This window comes from Streptomyces sp. NPDC096136 (genome assembly GCF_044763325.1).
GTDB lineage: Bacteria > Actinomycetota > Actinomycetes > Streptomycetales > Streptomycetaceae > Streptomyces.
Genome location: NZ_JBIWFZ010000010.1, coordinates 167,938 through 189,789, shown reverse-complemented (window position 1 = coordinate 189,789; position 21,852 = coordinate 167,938). Strand labels below are relative to the sequence as shown.

The 21,852-nt window shown below is 74.8% G+C and carries 17 protein-coding genes; 4 read left to right on the top strand and 13 right to left on the bottom strand.

Features of this window, described 5'->3' with window-relative positions:
* The first annotated feature begins 24 nt into the window (after window positions 1-24).
* Window positions 25-939, top strand: coding sequence for a hypothetical protein (locus ACIRBY_RS22150; protein ID WP_403902698.1), 915 nt, complete (start codon window positions 25-27; stop codon window positions 937-939).
* 28 nt (window positions 940-967) lie between these two features.
* Here the strand turns inward: ACIRBY_RS22150 and ACIRBY_RS22145 are convergent, their stop codons facing one another.
* The 3 genes from ACIRBY_RS22145 to ACIRBY_RS22135 all read right to left on the bottom strand — a co-directional run bounded on the left by ACIRBY_RS22145 (window position 968) and on the right by ACIRBY_RS22135 (window position 5,204).
* On the bottom strand, window positions 968-3,052 hold the full coding sequence (locus tag ACIRBY_RS22145) for a calcium-binding protein (RefSeq protein ID WP_403902695.1): 2,085 nt from the start codon (window positions 3,050-3,052) through the stop codon (window positions 968-970).
* Window positions 3,053-3,228: 176 nt separating this feature from the next.
* On the bottom strand, window positions 3,229-4,176 hold the full coding sequence (locus tag ACIRBY_RS22140) for an alpha/beta fold hydrolase (protein WP_403902692.1): 948 nt from the start codon (window positions 4,174-4,176) through the stop codon (window positions 3,229-3,231).
* Between the two features lie 335 nt (window positions 4,177-4,511).
* Window positions 4,512-5,204, bottom strand: coding sequence for a metal-dependent transcriptional regulator (locus ACIRBY_RS22135; protein ID WP_042820656.1), 693 nt, complete (start codon window positions 5,202-5,204; stop codon window positions 4,512-4,514).
* 258 nt (window positions 5,205-5,462) lie between these two features.
* On the opposite strand from ACIRBY_RS22135, the gene ACIRBY_RS22130 reads away from it, so the two are divergent.
* Window positions 5,463-6,218 carry an SIS domain-containing protein gene (locus ACIRBY_RS22130; protein ID WP_403902689.1) on the top strand — a complete coding sequence of 252 codons (756 nt, stop codon included), beginning with the start codon at window positions 5,463-5,465 and terminating at the stop codon, window positions 6,216-6,218.
* A gap of 17 nt (window positions 6,219-6,235) precedes the next feature.
* Here ACIRBY_RS22130 and ACIRBY_RS22125 read toward each other — a convergent pair whose 3' ends face one another.
* The 3 genes from ACIRBY_RS22125 to pdxH form a co-directional block, all read right to left on the bottom strand.
* The gene (locus ACIRBY_RS22125) at window positions 6,236-7,546 is read right to left on the bottom strand and encodes a PAS domain-containing protein (protein ID WP_403902686.1); all 1,311 of its coding nucleotides are present in this window, start codon (window positions 7,544-7,546) and stop codon (window positions 6,236-6,238) included.
* Between the two features lie 130 nt (window positions 7,547-7,676).
* Complete coding sequence (locus tag ACIRBY_RS22120) at window positions 7,677-8,282, bottom strand: PH domain-containing protein (protein ID WP_403902683.1); 606 nt, start codon at window positions 8,280-8,282, stop codon at window positions 7,677-7,679.
* A gap of 378 nt (window positions 8,283-8,660) precedes the next feature.
* Entirely contained in the window at window positions 8,661-9,284 is a 624-nt protein-coding gene (gene pdxH, locus ACIRBY_RS22115) for a pyridoxamine 5'-phosphate oxidase (RefSeq protein ID WP_403902906.1), read from the bottom strand.
* 239 nt (window positions 9,285-9,523) lie between these two features.
* On the opposite strand from pdxH, the gene ACIRBY_RS22110 reads away from it, so the two are divergent.
* A complete protein-coding gene (locus tag ACIRBY_RS22110; RefSeq protein ID WP_351891174.1) occupies window positions 9,524-10,630 on the top strand; it encodes a citrate synthase 2 in 1,107 nt (368 codons plus the stop codon).
* A gap of 57 nt (window positions 10,631-10,687) precedes the next feature.
* Here ACIRBY_RS22110 and ACIRBY_RS22105 read toward each other — a convergent pair whose 3' ends face one another.
* The 7 genes from ACIRBY_RS22105 to ACIRBY_RS22075 form a co-directional block, all read right to left on the bottom strand.
* Window positions 10,688-11,326 (bottom strand): TetR/AcrR family transcriptional regulator, encoded by a 639-nt coding sequence (locus tag ACIRBY_RS22105; protein WP_403902680.1) that lies wholly within the window; start codon window positions 11,324-11,326, stop codon window positions 10,688-10,690.
* Window positions 11,314-12,054, bottom strand: coding sequence for an enoyl-CoA hydratase family protein (locus ACIRBY_RS22100; protein ID WP_403902678.1), 741 nt, complete (start codon window positions 12,052-12,054; stop codon window positions 11,314-11,316). Before ACIRBY_RS22100 ends, ACIRBY_RS22105 begins: the two co-directional genes overlap by 13 nt.
* A gap of 214 nt (window positions 12,055-12,268) precedes the next feature.
* Window positions 12,269-13,429: an acyl-CoA dehydrogenase family protein gene (locus ACIRBY_RS22095; protein ID WP_403902675.1), complete on the bottom strand. Its 1,161-nt coding sequence runs from the start codon at window positions 13,427-13,429 to the stop codon at window positions 12,269-12,271.
* Window positions 13,426-15,333, bottom strand: coding sequence for a biotin carboxylase N-terminal domain-containing protein (locus tag ACIRBY_RS22090; protein WP_403902672.1), 1,908 nt, complete (start codon window positions 15,331-15,333; stop codon window positions 13,426-13,428). Before ACIRBY_RS22090 ends, ACIRBY_RS22095 begins: the two co-directional genes overlap by 4 nt.
* A 7-nt stretch (window positions 15,334-15,340) precedes the next feature.
* Entirely contained in the window at window positions 15,341-16,939 is a 1,599-nt protein-coding gene (locus ACIRBY_RS22085; protein WP_403902669.1) for an acyl-CoA carboxylase subunit beta, read from the bottom strand.
* Complete coding sequence (locus ACIRBY_RS22080; protein WP_403902903.1) at window positions 16,936-18,963, bottom strand: acyclic terpene utilization AtuA family protein; 2,028 nt, start codon at window positions 18,961-18,963, stop codon at window positions 16,936-16,938. The genes ACIRBY_RS22085 and ACIRBY_RS22080 overlap by 4 nt, the downstream gene beginning before the upstream one ends.
* 71 nt (window positions 18,964-19,034) lie before the next feature.
* The gene (locus tag ACIRBY_RS22075) at window positions 19,035-19,835 is read right to left on the bottom strand and encodes a TIGR03084 family metal-binding protein (RefSeq protein WP_403902667.1); all 801 of its coding nucleotides are present in this window, start codon (window positions 19,833-19,835) and stop codon (window positions 19,035-19,037) included.
* A gap of 350 nt (window positions 19,836-20,185) precedes the next feature.
* Between ACIRBY_RS22075 and ACIRBY_RS22070 the strand changes: the two genes are divergently transcribed.
* Window positions 20,186-21,802, top strand: a complete 1,617-nt coding sequence (locus ACIRBY_RS22070) for a CocE/NonD family hydrolase (protein ID WP_403902664.1) — start codon at window positions 20,186-20,188, stop codon at window positions 21,800-21,802.
* The last annotated feature ends 50 nt before the right edge of the window (window positions 21,803-21,852 follow it).

The following is a 21,852-nucleotide window of genomic DNA, read 5'->3' as shown; positions in this document are numbered from 1 at the left end:
CCGGAGTCCTGAAGGTGGGCGGCCGTGGCTGCTGCTGTTGAGCCGGACGTCGTGTGGACCCTGCCCGGCGAGGACGTACGGGCCGGGTGGCGGGCCCTGCTGTGGACCGCCCGGGCGGAGGGCGGGATCGCCGTCCTGCTGGTGCAGGAACGTTTCCTGGAGCGCTACTACGGCGTGTGGCGCGCGCGGGAGCGGTTCGACGGCGAGGTGGTGTTCGTGTCCGGGGACGGGCGGGTGCAGCGGCGGGTGCCGCTGTCCGGCGCGGACCCGGGGGCCGGCCACTTCGCCCTGCTGCCGGGCGACCGGTTCCTGCTGGTGCGCGGCCGCTCGCTGGAGGGCGCGGGAGGCCGCTGGGAGCCCAACGCGGTCGTCCACGACGCCGACGGCCAGGGCGTCGAGCGCGCGTTCTGCGTCGGGGACGACATCCCCGCGCTGGTCACGGACCGGCGCGGGGGCATCTGGGCCGCCTACGGCGACGAGGGGGTCCACGGGCACCACCCGCAGTCCACGGCCGGGCTGGCCGGCTGGAACACCAAGGGGGTGGCCACGTGGGGGCCGCAGCGGCGCCTCCCCTCCGACCCCCTCCAGGGCCTCACCGCCGCCACGGAACGGGACGCCGTGTGGCTGGCCTGGTACAGCCACGAGGGGAACTACCTGAGCCGCGTCACCCCGGCGACCGGGGAGGTCACCACCTTCCGCAGCCCCGAGAGGGGCGTCGACGGCCTCGCGGTGCGCGGCGGCCGGGCCGTCCTCAGCCGCCGCGACCACGGCAAGGCCTCCGCCACCCTGACCCGCGCCGAACTCGTCGACGGGACGTGGACCGCCGCCGCCGGAATCCGGCTGCGCCTGCCGGGGCCGGTCCGGATGCGGTGCGGCCAGGGCCGCGACGGAGTCCTGTGGCTGCGGGCCGGGGACTCCTGGGTGCGGATCGAGGCCTGAGGCGCGGCCGGGGCGGAGCAGTGGCCGGTCAGGGGCAGCTGATGCGGGTGTCGCCGGGGTCGGTGGTGCAGGTGTCGGTGTTGTAGCCGCCGTTGGCGGTGTCGTTGCCGGAGACCCCGTCGACGGTGTCGAGGCGGTCGCTGCCGTAGTTGCCGGTCAGGACGTCGTTGCCCGGGCCGCCGATGAGGGTGTCGTTGCCGAAGCCGCCGTCGACGTTGTCGTTGCCGGGGCCGGCGTAGACCGTGTCGTTGCCGTAGCCGGCCTGGACGGTGTCGTTGCCGCTGAGGGCGCAGATGACGTCGTTGCCGAAGCCGCCGTTGAGGGTGTCGGCGCCGCTGGTGCCGATGATCGTGCAGCCGTGGGCGTTGTTGACGGTGCCGGCGGCCGTCGCCGTGTTGTTGGCGGTCGCCGGGTCGCTCTGGGCGGCGGAGACGGTGGCCTTGTCGGAGAGGGCGCCGGTGGCGCGGGGTTCGGCGACGAGCCTGACCGTGGTCTGCGCACCGGGGGCGAGGGTGCCGAGGGCGCAGGTGGCCGTGGTGGCGGTGAGGGTGCAGGTGCCCTGGGCGGGGGTGGCGCTCAGGAGGGAGCCGGGGCCGGTGAGGGTGTCGGCCAGGGTGACGCCGGTGGCCGCGGTGGTGGTGCTCGTGTTGGTCACCGTCACGGTGTACGCGGCCTGGTCGCCGATGCTGACGGAGGCGGGGCCGGTCTTGGTGACGGCCAAATCCACGCCGGGCGGGGGCGGGGGCGTCGTCACCTGGTAGCGGACGAGGCCCCGGTCGTCGCCCGTGTTGCCGGAGACGACGATCTTCCCGTCGGACTGGAGGGCGACCGCGTAGGCGGTGTCGAAGTACCCGGAGGAGACGTCGGTGTGGACCTTGCCGCCGGTGCCGAACCCGGTGTCGAGGGAGCCGTTGGTGTTGTAGCGGGCCACCCCGAAGTCGGCCTGGCTGATGCCGGCGGCGACGATCCTTCCGTCGGACTGGAGGGCCAGGTCGGCTGCCCCGTCGAGGGTGTTGGTGCCGAAGTCGGTGGTCACCTTTCCGTCGCCGTCGAAGGTGGTGTCGAGGCTGCCGTCGGCGGGGTTGTAGCGGGCCAGGGCGACGTCGAAGCCGGCGCTGCCCGCCGTGACGATCTTCCCGTCGGCCTGGACCTTGACCCCGTTGGCCACGTCGGGCCCGGTGAAGCCGGTGGTGACCCTGCCGTCGCCGTCGAAGGTGGTGTCCAGGCTGCCGTCGGGGTTGTAGCGGGCGAGGGCGAAGTCGGAGTCGTTCGAGGGGTAGTTGTACCCGGAGCGGCCCGCGATGACGATCTTGTTGTCGGACTGGAGCGCCACGTCGTACGCGCTCGCGGAGCCCCCGGCGAAGGCGGTGGTCACCCTGCCGTCTCCGTCGAAGCTCGGGTCGAGGCTGCCGTCGGCGGCGTTGTAGCGGGCGACGGCGACGCTGGTGCCGCTCTCCCCCGCGGCCACGATGGCGCCGCCGGCCTGGATCACGACCCCGTAGGCCCCCTGGGGGCCCGTGGTGCCGAAGTCGGTGACGGTGAAGCCGTCGCCGTCGAAGGTGGTGTCGAGACTGCCGTCCGGATTGAAGCGGGCGACGGTGAACGACCCGTTGGCGTCCGGTTCCGAGCTGTAGCCGGCCACCACGAGCTTCCCGTCCGGCTGGACCGCCACCGCCTCGGCCGCGTCGTCGCCGCCGCGCAGGTCGGTCTGGATCCTGCCGTCGTTGTCACCGTCCCCGTTGAAGGTGGGGTCGAGGCTGCCGTCGGGGTTGTAGCGGGCCAGGGCGAAGTCGGAGTGGCCGCCGGCCGCGGGGACGGTGGAACCGACGGTGACGATCTTGCCGTCCGCCTGGATCACCATGCCGCGGCTCTCGTCGTAGCCGCCGCCGCCGAAGTCGGTGACGACCCTGCCGTCCCCGTCGAAGGTCGGATCGAGGTCCCCCGGTGCGCCGAGCGCGGTCGCCGGCAGGGCCAGGACGAGAGCCAGACCGGCGGCGACGGCCGCGGCCGCGTTGCGGCGCGGGGCTCTCCTGCGGCCGGAGGCCGACCCGGCGAGGAACGCGGCCAAAGGCGCGTAGAGGGAGGTGGAGGATGTGGACGGGGACGTGGACATGGAGACCCTTCGTCTGCTCGCCGCCGCCGCGCAGCGGTCCGGCGGCTCCCACGGGACAGGCCACAGACTGTTCGGGCCGTCGCGGCCCGGCACGTGCGGCGGGCCGCGCTGGGCCCACTGGAGGGCCGCGATCCACCCCATCGGGTGAGCGCCGCACCGGCGAAGGGTCCGCCGGGTCAGCGGGGCGCCAGGTCCGAGACCTCGTCGAGGAAGGGTTCCAGCGCCGCGCGCAGGGCGGCCGGCCGGTCGAAGTGGACGTAGTGGCCGGCGTCCGGGATCTCGGCGTACTGGCCGGCCGGGAGGACGCGGACCATCTCCTGCGCCTCCGCGCGGCCCAGTTCGCCGTCCAGCCCGCGGACGACGAGGGTGGGACAGCGGACCTGGGCCAGCTCCTCCCAGTGCGCGTCGTGCACCCAGGTCTCGCGGGCCGTCAGCATCTGGCGGCGGGAGAAGAGGGGGCGCCAGCCGTCCGGGGCCCGGTGCATCACCTCGGCGAAGAAGGCGCCGCGTCCGGGATCGGGGCGCTCCACCCGGGGATCGTCCTCGCCGAACCAGCGGCGGGCGGCGTCCTGGGTGGGGAAGGGCAGCGGCCAGCGGCGGAACCATTCCTCCCACTCCTGCTGCGAGGCCTCGCCGAGCGCGGAGGCCCGCATGTCGCAGATCACCAGGGCCTGGACGAGGTCGGGGCGGCGGGCGGCGAGCTGCCAGCCGGTCAGCGCTCCCATGGAGTGGCCGACGACGACGGCCGGGCCGAGGCCGAGCTGTTCGATGGCCGCCTCGGCGTCGGCCACGAAGGCCTCGCGCCCGAGGGAGGGGGCGGGGGCCCCGGGGGCGGGCGGAGGGGCGCCGAACCCGGTCGGGCCGCTCAGGCCCCTGAGTCCGCCCGGCCCGCCCGGCCCGTTGATCGCGGGGTGCTCGCTCTGGCCGTGCCCGCGCTGGTCCAGGGCGACCACGCGGCGGTGCTCGCCCAGCCAGCTCGCGGTGCCGGCCCAGTGGAGGGCCCGGCCCATGAGGCCGTGCAGTAACAGGACCGCCGGCTGCCGGGGCTCGGCGGGCGGATCGCGGAACTCCCAGGCGGCCAATCGGACGCCGTCGGCTGCAGTGACATCGATGCGCTGAACCACCGAGGATGCACCCCCTTCGCTCCCGGCCAGACTATCGAACCCGCATTCGAAAACGGGCGTCTCGCCGACAACACCGCTCTTTCGAGTGACCTTGCTCAAGGATTGGCGGCCCCTGCCGATGGAGATCCTTTGAACAGGGAGGCGGGCCGCTCGGGGAAGACGGTCCGAAGGGGATGACCTTGAGAGCTCGGGGCTCCAGGTCAGCCAGGGGAGGACGGGTCCCGGCGCCGCGAGGCGCCGGGACCGCTCGTCTTCACGGGGACTGCTTCAGCCGGATCGGGATGCGCGCCGCGGCGTCAACGGACGCCGCGGCCGCCGCGCGGGCTCCGTCCGCGTCAGCGCTTGGCGACGAACACGTGCGAGGCGATGTCCGCGTCCAGCTCGGCGGCCTCGCCGCCGCTGCCGACCAGCACCCCGCCCGGGGACTCGGTCACGCTCACGACCGAGCCGGGCTGCACGCCCGCGCGCCGCAGCGTGTACATCAGCTGGGCGTCGGTCTGGATCGGCTCGCCGATCCGGCGGACGACCACGGTCTTGCCCTCGCTGCCCGGGTCCAGGTCCGACAGGCTGACCATGCCGTCCTCGATGAACGGGTCGGCCTCGGCCTTCTCACCCAGCTCCTCCAGGCCCGGGATGGGGTTCCCGTACGGGGACTCGGTCGGGTGGCGCAGCAGTTCCAGCACGCGCCGCTCCACCGCCTCGCTCATCACGTGCTCCCAGCGGCAGGCCTCGGCGTGCACCTGCTCCCACTCCAGGCCGATGACGTCGACGAGCAGGCATTCCGCGAGGCGGTGCTTGCGCATCACGCGGGTCGCGAGCTTGCGGCCCTCGTCGGTCAGCTCCAGGTGCCGGTCGCTGGCGACCGCCACCAGCCCGTCGCGCTCCATGCGCGCCACCGTCTGGCTCACCGTCGGGCCGCTCTGGTCCAGCCGCTCGGCGATCCGGGCGCGCATGGGGACCACGCCTTCCTCTTCCAGCTCGAGGATGGTGCGGAGATACATCTCCGTGGTATCGATCAGTCCGGACATTCGTGCCCCTCGGATTGCGTGCGCTGGCCCTGCCCCCAATTCTGACGCATCGGGCCGACAACCGTCCCGCGCCTGACGTCAAGGCATGTACGGGACATCCGCCCTGAGCGCCGGGCCGGCGCCCGGGACGCGCGGTGGGCGGGGGTCCGGCCCCGGATTGACGCCCGTATTGACACGTCCTTGGTCCAGACCGCACGGTGAGCGGCGGACCATCGACGACGCATCCACCGCACCCCACCCTGGAAGGGCCTTCGGCGTATGAGCGAGAGCAAGCTGGCCGGGCAGTTCTTCGACGCGGCCATCGGCCTGCTGGAGCGGGTGCGCGACGAGGAGGGCGCGCGGATCGCCGAGGCCGGGACCGCCATCGCCGAGGCCGTCGCGGCGGGCAACCGGCTGTTCGCCTTCGGCGCCGGGCACTCCTCGCTGCCGGCCCAGGACGTGGTCTACCGGGCCGGCGGACTGGCCCTGATGAACTTCCTCGCGGTACCGGGCACGGCCGGGGTGGACGTCATGCCGGCCACGCTGGGCAGCGCGCTGGAGCGGGTCGACGGGCTCGCCGGGGCGGTCCTGGACAGCAGCCCTGCCTCCGCCGGGGACGTACTGGTGGTCATCTCGCTCTCCGGGCGCAATGCACTGCCGGTCGAGATGGCGATGAACGCGCGGGCGCTCGGGCTGAGGGTGATCGGCGTGACCTCGGTGGCGTACGCGACGGAGACGAAGTCGCGGCACGTGTCGGGCACCTTCCTGAAGGACCACTGCGACATCGTCCTGGACAGCAAGATCGCGGTCGGCGACGCGGAGCTGACGGCGGACGGCATCGACGCCCCGTTCGCCCCCGCGTCGACGGTGGTGACGAGCGCGATCATGCAGGCGGTGATGGCGGCCGCCGCCGGGGAGCTGGCCGCCCGCGGAGTGGAGCCGCCGCTGCTGCGCTCGGGGAACGTCGACGGCGGGCACGAGTGGAACGGCCGCGTGATGCGCGAGTACGGGGACCGGATCTTCTTCCGGCACTAGGCCGCCCGCGGGGCCCCTCAGCGGGCGGCGAGGTCCAGGTCGGCGGCCACCCGGGCGCCCACCTCCTCCGCGTACGCCGCGTCCGCCCGGTCGAAGGCCGGGCGGGAGGGGCCGCGGACGAAGGTCAGGACGCCCAGGGTTCGCCCGCGGCTGCGCAGCACCGTGCACAGGGCGTGGGCGGCGCCCGCCGGCCACTGGCGGGCCCGCGCCCACCCCTCCGCGGCCCCGCTGCCCGGGGCCCCGGGCGCGCTGGCGCGGACCGGGCCGATCCGGTCCAGCGCCTGGAGCGCCGGGTGCGCGGCCTCGTAGCGCACCGGGATGGCGCCCGGGCCCGGCAGGACGAGGGCCAGCCCCGACGGGGAGACCGCCGAGCGGACCAGCCGCCGCCCGTCCCCCGCCACCACGTCGACCAGGGCGTGCTCCGCGAACCCGGCCAGCGCGAAGTCCAGCCGTACCGCGGCCGCCTCCGCCGGGTCCGCGCACTCGGCGGCGGCCCGCCCCGCCCGGTACAGCTGGTTGGACCGGAACCGCACCTGCCCGGTGTCCAGCTCCGCCCGCCGGGCCTCGGTGACGTCCTGGAAGAGCCACCCCACCCCCAGCGGCACCGGCTCCTCCGCGAGCGGCGAGGCCAGCCGCAGGAACCCGCAGCGCCAGCAGCGCCGCCGCTCGCCCTCCGGGGTCCGCAGCGACACCCAGAGCTCCACCGGTCCCGGCGGCGCCCCCTCGGCCAGTACGTGCTGGAGCGCCCCCTCCAGCTCCTCGACGCCCTGGGACAGCAGCTCGCCGAGCGGCCGCCCGAGCAGCGTCGTGCGCCCGGACCCGAAGGCGCGCGCGGCGTGGGCGTTGACCACGGCCGGGCGCAGGTCCACGTCGACCAGGACGACCCCCCAGGAGGCGTCGTCCATCAGGGCCTCGCTGAGCGCGATGGAGCGCTCCAGGTCGATCTGGGCGTGGACCTCGCTGAAGGCGCAGTAGACCCCGGCGGGCTTCCCGTCGGCGCCCGGCACCGCGGCGGACTGGGTCCGTACGAGGATCCGGCCGCCCTCCTTGGTCAGTAAGGGGAACTCGTGCACCTGCCGGCCCGGCGCCTCCTGCACCGACATCAGCCGTTCCTGCACGTCGTCCGCGTCGGCGGCGCGCACCGCCCAGCCCGCGAAGCCGCGCCGGCCCACCGCCTCGGCGGCGCTCCAGCCGAGGATCCGCTCGGCCTCGCGGTTCCAGTGCGTGATCACGCCGTCGGAGTCGAACGCGCACAGGGCGGCGTCCATCCCGTCGAGCAGCGCTGCGAGCAGATCGTCGGTGGTCTCACCACGTCCGGAAGCCCTCACCTGGCACCCCCTGCAGGTGTTCGCGTGTGCGGCACGTCAGATCATTGAACTGGAACGTGACCCAGACCACACCCGCTTCCCGGAATCCTCCCGGAATGTCCGGTGCGGGGGTGGGCGGGAGGGGAAGCGCTCAGGTGCTCGCGACCATCACGATCATCGCGATGACGAAGAGCACGAAGAAGATCCCGCACCCCCAGAAGGCGGCCTTCAGCATCCGCCCCTCGCGCACCTCCTGCCGCTCCATGCGCGCGTGCGCCTGCGGGTTCGGCGCCCAGCCGGGACCCCGGAGCTCCTCCCAGGCGGCCCGCATCACGGCCACCTCGCGCGCGACGTCCACGTGGTTGTCGTCCACGTACATGAGCTGGACCCGGCGCCCCTCGCCGTCGTAGGCGTAGGAGATGAGGCCGGGCTGGTTCTGCCCCATGCCCGCGCTCGGGTTGCGGACGGCCCGGATCTCCTGGATGTCCTCCCAGGCCAGCCGCCTGCTCCCGGTGAACCGGCGGACCCGGATGCCCTTGAGGTCGGCGGAGGTCGCGCAACGCCTGGAGGCCCAGACCAGCCAGCCGAAGAGGACGAGGACGGCGGCCATGACCGCCAGCTTCACGGAGCCGGGGACGTCGTCCAGGTTCAGCACGGACAGGGCGATGCCCGGCAGACCGACGCCCACGGCGACGTAGACGGCGGTCATCTGCTGGGACCGGATCCGGTAGTCGCGCGGCAGCAGCTCGGCGCTCATGGCACCCCTCCCCCGATGGCGGAGGGCCAGTGTAGGGAGGAACGGCCTTACCCAGTAGGGAAGTTGCGGGCATCCGTGCGGAACCCGATAAATAAGTTGAGGCCCTCCGGGAGGGGGCCTAGGCTCAGCCGTACACGAGAAGGGAGGTGGTTCCCGAAATGTACGGAAACCGGACGCGTGAGGTGGCTGCGGGCTAAGGGCCCGTCGTCAGCAACGCACCCAGTGCGGTGCCCGGCGGATTCCGCCCGGTGCCAATCCCGAGCAGTCACCCGACCCGCGGGCTCGCCGGCACGTCCGGCCGGCTCCTCTCACTGCAGGAGAGGAACCCGAGCCCGCGGGTCGTCTGCGTTCTCCCCGCCCTCACGGGCAGGGGCGCCCTCACGGGCAGAGGCGCTCGATCCGCCACTTCCCCCCGTCGAGGACGTACCGCAGCCGGTCGTGCAGCCGGTTCTCGTGCCCCTGCCAGAACTCCAGCGCGTCGGGCACCACCCGCAGCCCGCCCCACTCCGGCGGCACCGGCACCCGCTCGCCCTCCGGGTAGCGCTCCGCGAGCTCCGCGTAGCGGCGGTCCAGCTCGGCCCGCGAGGCGATCACCCGGGACTGCTCGCTGGCCCACGCACCCAGCTGGGAGCCGTGCGGCCGGGACCGGAAGTAGGCGGCCGTCTCGTCGCGGCCGACCCGCGCCGCCCGGCCCGTCACGATCACCTGGCGGGCGATCGGATGCCAGGGGAAGAGCAGCGAGACGTACGGGTTCTCGTCGATCTCCCGCACCTTGCGGGAGCCGTAGTTGGTGAAGAAGACGAAGCCCCGCGTGTCGAACTGCTTCAGCAGCACGGTGCGGGAGCTGGGCCGGCCGTCGGCGGTCGCGGTCGAGACGACCATCGCGTTCGGCTCGAAGAGGTCCGAGTCGGCGGCCTGCTGGAACCACCGGGCGAACTGCGCCATCGGATCCCCGTCGAGACCCGCCTCCTCGACGATCTCGGAGCGGTACTGCGTGCGCATGGCGGCGGGGTCAATGTCCTGATCGGTCACACGGCCATCCTGCCGCAGCAACCCGACGGCGGGTGTGCCGTATGTCACGCTTCCGAAGGTCCGGTGGAACGGACAAAATCTTGGGGCCGGTCCGAGGGTCCCCGCACGGATGACCATCGGCCGTGCCGGGCATCAACGGTGATGACCGCGCCGGACCGCGAATCACGCCGGGAGCCGCGCGTGTTCGCACTATCTGAGGGAGCCGCCGCATGTCCGACTTCGTACCCGGACTCGAAGGGGTCGTCGCGTTCGAGACGGAGATCGCCGAGCCCGACAAGGAAGGCGGAGCGCTCCGCTACCGGGGGGTGGACATCGAAGACCTCGTCGGCCACGTCTCCTTCGGGAACGTCTGGGGCCTGCTGGTCGACGGTGCCTTCAACCCGGGCCTGCCGGCCGCCGAGCCCTTCCCGATCCCGGTCCACTCCGGTGACATCCGCGTCGACGTGCAGTCCGCGCTCGCCATGCTCGCGCCCGTGTGGGGCCTGAAACCGCTCCTCGACATCGACGAGCGGACCGCCCGCGACGACCTCGCGCGGGCCGCCGTCATGGCGCTCTCCTACGTCGCCCAGTCCGCCCGCGGCCAGGGCCTGCCCATGGTGCCGCAGCGGGAGATCGACAAGGCCGAGTCCGTGGTCGAGCGGTTCATGATCCGCTGGCGCGGCGAGCCCGACCCCAAGCACGTCAAGGCCGTCGACGCCTACTGGACCTCGGCCGCCGAGCACGGCATGAACGCCTCCACCTTCACGGCCCGCGTCATCGCCTCCACCGGTGCCGACGTGGCCGCGGCCCTGTCGGGCGCCGTCGGCGCCATGTCCGGTCCGCTGCACGGCGGCGCGCCCTCGCGCGTCCTCGGCATGATCGAGGAGATCGAGCGCACCGGCGACGCCGTGGCGTACGTGAAGAAGGCCCTGGACAAGGGCGAGCGGCTCATGGGCTTCGGGCACCGCGTCTACCGCGCCGAGGACCCGCGCGCCCGCGTCCTGCGGCGCACCGCCAAGGAGCTGGACGCCCCCCGCTACGAGGTGGCCGCCGCGCTGGAGAAGGCCGCGCTGGAGGAGCTGCACGCGCGCCGCCCCGACCGGGTGCTCGCGACGAACGTGGAGTTCTGGGCCGCGATCATGCTGGACTTCGCGGAGGTCCCGGCGCACATGTTCACCTCCATGTTCAGCTGCGCCCGCACCGCCGGCTGGTCCGCCCACATCCTGGAGCAGAAGCGCACCGGCCGCCTGGTCCGCCCCTCGGCCCGCTACATCGGCCCGGGCCGGCGCGACCCGCGCGACATCGAGGGCTACGCGGACATCGCCTCCACGGCCTGACCGCTCCGCCTTCCGGGCGCCGCACCCCCTCGCGGGGGCGCGGCGCCCTCGCGCATGTCAGCCCAGCGCGGCGTCGAGGATCCGGGACCACTGGGCGACGACCCGGTCCCGGCGGGCCGTGTCGTCGGTCAGGACGTTCGCCAGGCCCAGGCCCCGGGCCATGTCGAGGAGGCCCTGCACGGTCTCCCGCACGCCCGCCACCGACTCGTCCGCACCGAGCAGCTCGACGGCGATGCGGTGCGTCTCGCGGCCGACCCGGGCCTCCAGCTCCGTCACCTGGGGGCGCAGCTGCTCCTCGTTGGAGGCGGCGACCCACAGCTGGAGCGCGGCCCGGAACAGGGCTCCGGTGTAGAGGTCGACCAGGGCCTCGACGACCGCCGGCCGGGGGGCCGGCGCGGACTGGAAGAGCTCCCGCAGGGCGGTGGAGCGCTCCTCGGCGACGTACTCGACGGCGGCCGTGAAGAGCGACTCCCGGGTCGGGAAGTGGTGCTGGGCCGCGCCGCGCGAGACCCCGGCGCGTTCGGCGACGACGGCGACCGTGGAGCCGGCCCAGCCGTGCTCGGCGAGGCAGGAGACGGCCGCCTCCAGCAGGTGGCGGCGGGTGACCCTGCTGCGGGCCTGCTTGGGGACGGCGCCGGCGCCCGGGCGGGTGCCGGGGCGCGTGCCGGTGGCGTCGGTGCCGGTCAGCGGACCCATGACGGGTCCCGGCGCTCGAAGCGGGCGGTGATGCCCTCGCGGGCCTCGGCGGAGGCGAAGAGCCGCGCGGAGAGCTCCGTCAGGCGGTCGCCGTCCCGCTCCAGGGCCTCCCGTACGCCGGCGGCCACCATCGCCTTGGTCTCCGCCAGGGCCTGCGGGGAGGCCTTGCGCAGTCCGTCGAGTACGGGCGCCAGGGCCGTGTCCGGGTCCCCGTCGGCGTGGAGGGTCAGCAGCCCTATGCGGGCGGCTTCGGCCGCGTCGAAGGGTTCGGCGGTCAGGAAGTAGCGGGAGGCCGCGCGGGGGTCGAGGCGGGGCAGCAGGGTCATCGAGATCACGGCGGGGGCCAGGCCCAGGTGGGTCTCGGTGAAGGCGTACGTGGACTCCGGCCCGGCGGCGGCGATGTCGCAGGCGCCGAGCAGGCCGAGGCCGCCGGCGCGGACGTGCCCGGTGACGCGGGCGACGACCGGCTTGGGGAGCGTGGTGAGCTCGCGCAGCAGGGCGAGGAAGTCGGCCGGGTCGCAGGGGGACTTCAGGTCGGCGCCGGCGCAGAAGGTGTTGCCGGTGTGGGTGAGGAGCACCGCGCGGGTGCCCGTGTCCGCTGCGGCCTCGGCGAGCGCGGCCCGCAGCTCGCCGACGAGCTGCGCGGAGAGCGCGTTGCGGTTGGCCGGGGAGTCGAGGGTGAGCGTGGTGATGCCGGCCGCCTGGGCGGCGTGCACGAGTGGGGCCATGTCTCCTCCGGAGGGGGTCTGCTGACGGGGCGCCATCCTCCCGGCCGGCCCCCAACGGGGAGGGTACGCGGCACGGCCCGAGGGGCTCGGCCCCGCCCGTGGCCCGCCCCTGCGGGGCGGGCCCGTCGGCGGTCCGACGTTCACCCGGTCGGGTCCACCGCCGCACCGGCCGGGCGGGGTGCGCGGTCGGGGGCGGGGACGGGGGCGGGGGCGGTCAGTAGGACTTCGGGAGGCGCAGGGTCTGGTGGGAGACGAAGTTCAGGATCATCTCCCGGCTGACCGGGGCGATCCGGGCGACCCGGGCCGCCGTGATCAGGGAGGCCAGCCCGTACTCACGGGTGAGCCCGTTCCCGCCCAGGGTGTGGACGGCCTGGTCCACCGCCTTCACGCAGGCCTCCCCCGCCGCGTACTTCGCCATGTTCGCCGCCTCGCCGGCCCCCATGTCGTCCCCCGCGTCGTACAGCCGCGCGGCCTTCTGCATCATCAGCCGGGCCAGCTCCAGGTCGATGTGGGCCGCCGCGAGGGGGTGGGCGACGGCCTGGTGGGCGCCGATCGGCTCCTTCCAGACCTGCCGCGTGCGGGCGTAGTCGACCGCCTTGGCGAGCGCGTACCGCCCCATCCCGATGGCGAAGGCAGCCGTCATGATCCGCTCGGGGTTCAGGCCCGCGAACAGCTGGAGCAGACCCGCGTCCTCGTCCCCGACCAGCGCCCCGGCGGGGAGCCGGACCTCGTCCAGGACCAGCTCGAACTGCTTCTCCGCCGCATGGAGTTCCATGTCGATCACCGAGCGGGAGAAACCGGGTGCGTCACGGGGGACAATGAACAGGCACGGCTTCAGCCGGCCCGTGCGGGAGTCCTCCGTGCGGCCGACGATCAGCGTGGCGTCGGCGATGTCCACACCGGAGATGAAGACCTTGCGGCCCGTGAGGACCCACTCGTCGCCGTCGCGCCGGGCGGTGGTGGTGATGCGGTGGGAGTTGGAGCCGGCGTCGGGTTCGGTGATCCCGAAGGCCATCGTCCGGCTGCCGTCCGCGAGGCCGGGGAGCCAGGCCCGCTTCTGGGCCTCGGTGCCGAAGCGGGCGATGACCGTGCCGCAGATGGCCGGGGAGACCACCATCATCAGGAGCGGGCAGCCCGCCGCGCCCAGCTCCTCCAGGACGATGGAGAGTTCGGCGATCCCGCCGCCCCCGCCGCCGTACTCCTCGGGGAGGTTGACCCCGAGGTAGCCGAGCTTGGCGGCGTCGGCCCACAGTTCGTCGGGGTGGCCGCCCTCGCGGGCGAGCCGGGCGAGGTAGTCGCGGCCGTAGCGCTGCCCGAGGGCGGCGACGGCGGCGCGCAGGGCCTGATGCTCTTCGGTTTCGGTGGCGGGGCTCATGACGGCGATTCCTCCTGGACTACGGCGAGCAGGGCGCCGAACTCGACCTGTTGGCCGGTGGCGGCGTGGAGCGCGGTGAGCGTGCCGGAGGCGGGGGCGAGGATGCGGTGCTCCATCTTCATGGCCTCCAGCCAGAGCAGGGGCTGCCCGGCGGTGACGGCGCGGCCGGGGGCGAGGCCCTCGGCGACGCGGACGACGGTGCCGGGCATGGGGGCGAGCAGGGAGCCCGGTTCGGTGCGGTCCCGGGGATCGGGGAACCGGGGGACGGGGGTCAGGGCGTGGGAGCCGGCAGCGGAGTCCACGTAGACGGTGTTCGATTTTTGTTTCACGTGGAACGTGCGTCGTACACCGTCGACTTCGAGGGTGACGCGGGTGGGTGCGGCGGCCAGGACGCGGACGCCCGGGTGGTCCACGGGGTGGTATTGGACCTCGTGCTCGGTGCCGGCGACGGTGTAGCGGCGCGTCTGCGGCTGGGAGCGGAGGTTGCGCCAGCCGCCGAGGCGGGACGCGAGCGGGGCGCCGGGGGCCGGGGCGGCCTCGGCGAGGGCGGCGGCGAGGCAGGCGAGGGCGGGGTCCGGGGCGCCGTCGGTGAGGGCGTCGAGGTGGCGGTCGTAGAAGCCGGTGTCGAGCCGGGCGGCGGTGAAGTCCGGGTGGCGCAGCGAGCGTACGAGGAGCTCGCGGTTGGTGACCGGGCCGTGGATCCGGGCCCGGGCGAGGGCGTCGGCGAGGACGCGGACGGCTTCGGCGCGGGTGGGCGCGTGGGCGATCACCTTGGCGAGCATGGCGTCGTAGTGGACGCAGACGCTGTCCCCGTCGGCGAACCCGGTGTCGACGCGGACGTGTTCCGGGACGTCGAGGGTGTGCAGCACACCGGTCTGCGGGCGCCAGTCCCGGGCGGGGTCCTCCGCGTAGAGGCGCGCCTCGACGGCATGGCCCGCCGGCTCGGGCGGGGCGGGCGCAAGAGCCTCCCCCTCGGCGATGCGGAGCTGGAGCGCCACGAGGTCGAGGCCGAAGACGGCCTCGGTGACGGGGTGTTCCACCTGGAGGCGGGTGTTCATCTCCAGGAAGTACGGGCGGCCGTCGCCGCCGACGAGGAACTCGACCGTGCCGGCGCCCCGGTACGAGACGGCCCGGGCCGCGGCCACGGCGGCGGCGTGCAGGCGGGTGCGGAGCTCCTCGGGCAGGGCGGGGGCCGGGGCCTCCTCGATGACCTTCTGGTGGCGGCGCTGGAGGGAGCAGTCGCGGGTGCCCAGCGCCCAGACGGTGCCGTGGGCGTCGGCGAGGACCTGCACCTCGACGTGGCGGCCGCGCTCCACGTACGGCTCGGCGAAGACCTCGCCGTCGCCGAACGCGGACAGGGCCTCGGCCGCGGCCGCGTCCAGGGACTCCTTGAGCGAGTCGAGGTCGCGTACGACGCGCATCCCGCGGCCGCCGCCCCCCGCCGCCGCCTTCAGCAGCAGGGGCAGGTCCGCGGCGGTGGCGGTCGCGGGGTCGACGGGCTCCAGCAGCGGCACCCCGGCGGCCCGCATGAGGTCCTTGGCCCGGGTCTTGGAGGCCATGGCCTCGATCGCCGCGGGCGGCGGGCCGATCCAGGCCAGGCCGGCGGCCTCGACCCGGCGGGCGAAGTCCGCGTTCTCGGAAAGGAAGCCGTACCCGGGGTGCACGGCGTCCGCCCCCGCCGCGCGGGCCGCCCCGATCAGCAGGTCGGCGCGCAGGTAGGTGTCCGCGGGGGCGGCCCCCGGGAGCCGGACGGCCGTGTCGGCGGAGCGGACGTGCAGGGCGTCGGCGTCGGGGTCGGAGTGGACGGCGACCGTGGCCAGGCCCAGGGCGCGGGCCGTGCGGAAGATCCGCACGGCGATCTCGCCCCGGTTGGCGACGAGCAGGGAGGTGATCGGGTTCGTCATGGCGGGCTCACATCCGGAAGACGCCGAAGCCGCCACGGGCGCCCTCGACGGGGGCGTTGTGGACGGCCGACAGGCACAGGCCGAGGACGGTACGGGTGTCGCGCGGGTCGATGACGCCGTCGTCGTACAGCCGCCCGGACAGGAACAGGGGGAGGGACTCGGACTCGATCTGCGCCTCGACGAAGGCGCGCATCCCGGCGTCGGCCTCCTCGTCGTACGGCTGCCCCTTGGCGGCGGCGGACTGCCGCGCCACGATCGAGAGCACGCCGGCCAGCTGCTGCGGCCCCATGACGGCGGACTTGGCGCTGGGCCAGGCGAAGAGGAACCGGGGCTCGTAGGCGCGGCCGCACATGCCGTAGTGGCCGGCGCCGTAGCTGGCACCGATGAGGACGGACAGGTGCGGGACCCGCGAGTTGGACACCGCGTTGATCATCATCGAGCCGTGTTTGACGATGCCGCCCTGCTCGTACTCCTTGCCGACCATGTAGCCGGTGGTGTTGTGGAGGAAGAGGAGCGGGATGTCCCGCTGGTTGGCGAGCTGGATGAACTGGGCGGCCTTCTGCGACTCGGCGCTGAACAGCACGCCCTGGGCGTTGGCGAGGATGCCGACCGGGTAGCCGTGGAGGGAGGCCCAGCCGGTGACGAGGCTGGTGCCGTAGAGGGGCTTGAACTCGTCGAAGTCGGAGGCGTCGACGATGCGGGCGATGACCTCGCGGGGGTCGAAGGGGGTCTTCAGGTCCGCCGGCACGATCCCGAGGAGCTCCTCCGGGTCGTACAGCGGCTCCTCGGCGCGGGGTGGTTCGGGGTACGGCTTGCGGTGGTTGAGCCGGGCCACGATGCGGCGGGCCTGGCGGATGGCGTCGTACTCGTCGACGGCGTAGTGGTCGGCGAGGCCGGAGACGCGGGCGTGCATGTCGGCGCCGCCGAGGGACTCGTCGTCGCTCTCCTCGCCGGTGGCCATCTTGACGAGGGGCGGACCGCCCAGGAACACCTTGGACCGGTCCTTGATCATGACGGTGTGGTCGGACATCCCGGGGATGTACGCCCCGCCCGCGGTGGAGTTGCCGAAGACGACGGCGACGGTGGGGATGCCGGCGGCGGAGAGCCGGGTGAGGTCGCGGAAGACCGCCCCGCCGGGGATGAAGATCTCCTTCTGGGAGGGCAGGTCGGCGCCGCCGGACTCGACGAGGCTGATGCAGGGGAGCCGGTTGCGGAGGGCGATCTCGTTGGCCCGCAGGGCCTTCTTCAGGGTCCAGGGGTTGCTGGCACCGCCGCGGACGGTGGGGTCGTTGGCGGTGATCAGGCACTCGACGCCCTCGACGGTGCCGATGCCGGTGACCATCGAGGCGCCGACGGGGTGGTCGCTGCCCCAGGCGGCGAGCGGGGACAGTTCGAGGAACGGGGTGTCGGGGTCGAGCAGCAGCTCGATCCGCTCGCGCGGGAGCAGCTTGCCGCGGCCCCGGTGGCGGGCGGTGTACTTCTCGCCGCCGCCGGCGAGGGCCTTGGCGTGCTCGGCGTGCAGGGCGTCCAGCCGTTCGAGGGCGGCGGTACGGGCCTGCGCGTGCTCGGGGGCGAGGGGGTCGACTGCGGTACCGAGACGGCTCATGGGCGGATCCCCTCCGGGGCGTGTGACGTACGGTCGACCGCCCCGGCGGGGGCGGGGGCGGCACCGGGGGCGGGAGTGCCCTCGGGGGACGCGGGCACCTCGGGGGACGCGGGCACCTCGGGGGCCGCGGGCACCTCGGGGGCCGGGGGCACCTCGGAGGACGCGGGCACCTCGGAGGACGCGGGCACCTCGGAGGACGCGGGCACCTCGGAGGACGCGGGCACCTCGGAGGACGCGGGCACCTCGGGGGCCGCGGGCACCTCGGGGGGCGGGGGCAGGAGGTGCGTCGGGATGTCCACGTGGCGGGCGCGGAGCCATTCGCCGAGGGCCTTGGCCTGGGGGTCGAACCGGTGTCCGGAGGCGACCCCGTCGCCGAGGATCCCGGCGACGGTGAAGTTCAGCGCCCGCAGGCCGGGCAGCTCGTGGCGGGTCACCGCGAGGGGGGCGGTCTCGGGGAGCAGGGTGCGCAGGGCCCCGACGGTGAGCGTGTCGCGGAGCCACTCCCAGGCCGCGTCCGTCTCGACCCAGACCCCGATGTTGGCGTCACCCCCCTTGTCCCCGGACCGGGCCCCGGCCAGCACCCCGAGGGGGGCGCGGACCGTGGTCCCGTGGGCCGTCGCCCCGCTCGGCGCCGCCCCGGCGTCAGGTTCCACGGCGGGAGGGGGCGGGGCGGGAGGGTCCGCGGCGGCGGAGTCCCCGCACACGGCCCCGACCGGCACCCCGGAGCCGTCCGGGACCGCGCCGGAGTGCGGGACCGGGGCGGCCGGGTCCCCCGCGACGGCCCCGGCCCCGACCGGGAGGCGGGTGCCGTCCGGGAGGACCGCCACGTGCGCGACGGAGTCCGCCGGGACCAGGGCCGACGTGAACACCCCGTACGGCTGGGCCGGTCCCGGCGGGGCCGTGACGTGGAAGCCCGGGTAGCTCGCCAGGGCCAGTTCGACCGCCGCGCCCGTCAGGCCCCGGCCCACCCGGTCCGGCGACGGGTCGCGGACCACCAGGCGCAGCAGGGCGCTCGCCGCCTCCTGCGTGTCGGCGTCCGCGTGGTCGGTGCGGGCCAGGGTCCAGCTCACCCCCGCCACCCCCGCCAGCGCCTCCGCCAGCTGCTCGCGGACCAGCGCCGCCTTCGCCTCGACGTCCAGGCCCGTCAGGACGAAGACGACCTCGTTGCGCCAGCCCCCGACCCGGGTGACCCCGACCTTCAGGGTGTCCGGCGGCGGCTCCCCCACGGTGCCGCTGATCCGGACCCGGTCCTCACCGTCCGGGGTCAGGCGGACCGTGTCCAGGCGGGCCGTCACGTCGGGGCCCAGGTAGCGCGCGCCCTGGGTCTCGTACAGGAGTTGCGCCGTGACCGTGCCCGGGGAGACGAGCCCACCGGTGCCGGGGTGTTTGGTGACGACCGCCGAGCCGTCCTCGGAGACCTCCGCCAGCGGGAAGCCGGGCCGGCGCACGTCGTGGGCGGTGAAGAAGGCGTAGTTGCCGCCGGTGGCCTGCGTTCCGCACTCCAGGACGTGTCCCGCGACCACCGCCCCCGCCAGCCGGTCGTACTCCTCGGGCCCCCAGTCGAACCACCAGGCGGCCGGCCCGCTCACCAGCGCCGCGTCGGTGACCCGGCCGGTGACGACCACGTCCGCGCCCGCCCGCAGACAGGCCGTGATCCCGGCACCGCCGAGGTAGGCGTTGGCGGTCAGCGCCCCCTCCCACGCACCCGCACCCGCGCCCGTCACCGCGTCCCCGTACGGCATCAGGTCGTCGCCCTCGACGTGCGCGACGCGGACGGGCACCCCCACCTTGGCCGCCAGCGCGCGCACCGCGTCCGCCAGCCCGGCCGGGTTCAGCCCGCCGGCGTTGGCGACGATCCGTACGCCCCGCTCGTGCGCGAGCCCGAGCCCCTCCTCCAGCTGCCGCAGGAAGGTCTTGGCGTAGCCGAGGTCCGGTTCCTTCAGCCGGTCGCGGCCGAGGATCAGCATGGTCAGCTCGGCGAGGTAGTCGCCGGTGAGGACGTCCAGCGGGCCGCCGGTCAGCATCTCGCGGACCGCTCCCAGCCGGTCTCCGTAGAAGCCCGAGGCGTTGCCGATGCGCAGCGGGCGGCGGGCCGTCACCGGTGCCCCTGCGGCTCGCGCCCCGGGCCGGCCGGGCCGGCGAAGGCCTGGGCGATGTCCAGCCAGCGGTCGGCGTCGGGGCCCTCGGCGGTGAGGGCGAGGTCGGCGCGGTGGGCGCGCTGGGTGACCAGCAGGCAGAAGTCCAGCGCGGGCCCGGTGACCCGCTGCCCGGCCTCCTCGGGGCCGTACGCCCACACCCGCGCCCCGTCCGGGGCGGTCAGCTCCACCCGGAACTCCCCGTCCGGCAAGGCCATTCCGCGCACGGCGTACGCGTAGTCGCGCGCCCGCACCCCGATCCGCGCGACGTGCCGCAGCCGGTCCGTCGGTGCCCGGCGCACGCCGAGCGCGTCGGCGACGTCCTGGCCGTGGGCCCAGGTCTCCATCAGCCGGGCACTGGCCATCGAGGCGGCCTTCATCGGGGGCCCGTACCAGGGGAACCGGGCGTCGGGCGAGGCCTCGGCCAAGGCCCGGTCCAGCGCCTCACGTCCGGCCCGCCACCGCGCCAGCAGCTCGGCGGGGGCCAGCCGGGCGCCCTCCTGGGCCCCCTCGTCGACGAAGGTGTCCGGCGCCTTCAGGGCCGCCTCCACCTCCCGCGCGAACCCCTCGGCGTCGGTGAGGGCGAGGAGCGCGGCCCGGTCGGTCCAGTGCAGGTGGGCGATCTGGTGGGCGATGCCCCACCCCTCGGCAGGTGTCGGCCGGGCCCATTCGGGCTCGGCCAACCCCCCTACGAGGGAGTCGAGTTCACGGCCCTCCTCGCGGAGATCGGCGAAGACGGCGACGACGGACGGCTCGGGCACGGCGTGCTCCCCTCTCGGCGTGAGGGGAAGCCTGGCAGCCGGCCCAGAAACAATCAAGCATGCTTGCATGATTTTCATCCGAACCCGACGGGTTCCCGCCACCGGCCAACCCGCCCGCGCCCATGGGGACTTGAGCCCACCCGCCGCTCCCCCGGGGCCCACGGGGCCGCCCGCGCCCCCCACCCCCACGGGCGATTCCGGCCGTACGCCGCAAGCCCCCCGAGCACGCCCCGCGCACCACCCCGATACTGAGTGCTCCGCTCACGCCGCCGGAGCAGAAGCAGCGCACCCGCCCCCGCATCCGCACCCGTCCATGCCACTCGACGACGAGACGACGAGGATGATCCGACGTGCACCCAGCTGCCCACTCCCTCTACCCCGAACTGGACGCCACCGCCCTCGGCACCTTCACCGCCGCCCTCGAAAGCGGTGCGACCGCCGGCCTCCCGCCCGCGCGCGCCGCCGAGGCCGAGGCCGTACGGGCCGTCGCCGTCTTCAGCCGCGGCAAGGTGACCGGCGCCGACGGGGACCTCCTCGACGCCGCGCTCTGGCGGCACACCGGGTCGGGGCCGCGGCCCGTGGTCGTGATGCCCGCGCCGTGGACGGACCTGGGCTGGCCCGTGTACGCCGTCCAGGCCGCCCGGTTCGCGGTGCGCGGCTACGACGTCCTCGCCTACAGCCCGCGCGGGTTCGCCGCCTCCGAGGGCCACGCCGACTTCGCCGGACCGCTCGACGTCACCGACGGCCGCCACGCCCTGGACCACCTCCTGGAGCGCGCCGCCGGCCCCGTCACCCGCATCGGCTTCCTCGGCGTCTCCTACGGCGCCGGCATCGCCCAGCTCGTCGCCGCGCACGACCCCCGGGTGGACGCGGTCGCGGCCCTCAGCGGCTGGGGCGACCTCGGGGAGGTGTTCCGGGAGAACTCCACGCGCCGCACCGCCGCCGCCCACGCCCTGCTCACCGCCTCCCCGCGGGCCCGGCTGAGCGGGCCGACGCAGCGCGCCCTGGAGAACGTCCTCGCCCACCGGGACGTCCACGAGACCCTGGCCTGGGCGGAGCAGCGCTCACCGTCCACGCACGTCAAGGAGCTCGGCCGGCGCCGGGTGCCGGTCTTCTACGCCCACGCCTGGCACGAGACCCTCTTCCCCGCCAACCAGGTGCTGCGGATGTTCCAGGAGCTGGACGGCCCCAAGCGCATCGACCTCTCCATCGGCGACCACGGCGGCCCCGAGATGACCGGCCTGCCGGGACTGCCGAACCGGATCTGGACGGACGCCCACCGCTGGTTCGACCACCACCTCTGCGGCGCCGACAACGGCATCGACGGGGAGGGGCAGGTGCTGTCCGAGGTGATGTGGAGCCGCGCCCTCGAACCCGCCCCCACCTGGCCCGCCCCCGCCGGCCGCGTCCGCCGCCTGCACCTGACGGGCACCGGCGAACTGGCCGGCGCCCCCGACCCCGGCTGGGCGGCGGGCGTGCTGTGCGGGGTCGCCACACCGGTGACCGTCGCCGACGCGATCGCCCGCTCCGGGTACGCGGAACTGGCGGGCCGGCCCAGGCCGTACCCGGACGCCGCCGCCATGGACCGCACGGCCACCGCCGTGTGGACCGCGGCCCCGACGTCGGCGACCACCCGCCTGCGCGGGACCCCGCGCCTGCGCGTCACGTACCGCGCGGCGAACTCCGGCTCCACCTTCGTGGCCTACCTGCTGGACCTCGCCCCCGACGGCTCGGCCCGTCTGATCACCCACGCCCCGTCCAGCGACCTGGACGCCCCGCCGGACAGCCTGATCACCGCGGACATCGACCTCCAGGCGACGGCGTACGACCTCCCGCCGGGCCACCGCACGATGCTGGCCCTGACGGCCCGCGACCCCTTCTACGCGGACGCCAACCTCCCCCGGGCCACCCTGTCCTTCACCTCACCGGAGCCGACACCGTCGTACGTGGAGCTGCCGCTGGGGTGAGCACCCTCCACGAGAACACGCCGCGTGCCGACTCCGCCCCCTGCGGGGAG